This is a genomic window from Peribacillus sp. P4_D6, from assembly GCF_056401795.1.
Map to the genome: position 1 here is coordinate 1 of NZ_JBFUIQ010000357.1, position 967 is coordinate 967.

Consider the following 967-nt stretch of genomic DNA (forward strand, 5'->3'; position numbering starts at 1 on the left):
CGAAACTATTTAAGGTTGATTGGAGCGGAAGTGCGAGACTCCTGCGGGAGCAGCGGGACAGGTGAGACCCCACAGGCGTTTACGCCGAGGAGGCTCACCGCCCGCCCCGCGGAAAGCGAGCATCTTGAAGGGAAATCAACCACAACTCACTACCTGGTAAATAGCAACAAAGTATGTGAAAACAGCCTTCATAAAATGGCCGAAAATTCAAAAGAAAAAGGAGCGGGAAATATGAAAAAAATCGCGTTTATCGGAGCTGGATCGATGGCAGAAGCAATCATTTCGGGGCTGGTGACCCAACAGGTAATTGAACCAGAAAATATTTTTGTAACAAATAAATCAAATGATGATCGGTTCGTTTATTTAAAGGACCAATATGGTGTAACTGCAACACGATCACTGCAGTTATTAGTACAGGATGCGGACCTTGTCGTACTGGCGGTGAAACCGAAAGATATTTTAGAAACGATGCAATCAATAAAAGAATACATTCGTGAAGAAATGCTGTTCATTTCCGTTGTTGCCGGGGTTCATACAACAAGCTTGGAAGGAATCGCCAACAAGCGGTTTTCGATCGTCCGTGCCATGCCTAATACATCGGCAGCTGTAGGAAAATCAGCAACGGCCCTTGCGGCTAACTGTCATACGGAAGACTCGCAATTACAAACAGCGATTACCCTTTTTGAAACGGTGGGTACGGTGGCAGTGGTCGAAGAATCCCAGCTAGATGCGGTAACAGGCTTATCAGGCAGCGGTCCTGCTTATATTTATTACTTGGTCGAGGCATTGGAAAAATCAGCGGAAAAAATAGGGCTCGATTCCGAAACAGCTAAGCAATTGATTCTCCAGACATTGATGGGCGCAGCCGACATGTTACAGAAATCACCTAAAACGCCTGCCGTACTAAGAAAGGAAGTAACTTCACCAGGCGGAACGACTGAAGCAGGTCTGAAAGCACTACAAGCAC

1 protein-coding gene is annotated in these 967 nt (G+C 46.3%); it reads left to right on the forward strand.

The window, feature by feature from the left end:
- Positions 1 to 231 precede the first annotated feature (231 nt).
- Positions 232 to 967 (forward strand): pyrroline-5-carboxylate reductase (gene proC / locus AC1DVB_RS27550; RefSeq protein WP_477592014.1); only part of this gene is annotated, 736 nt, incomplete at its 3' end.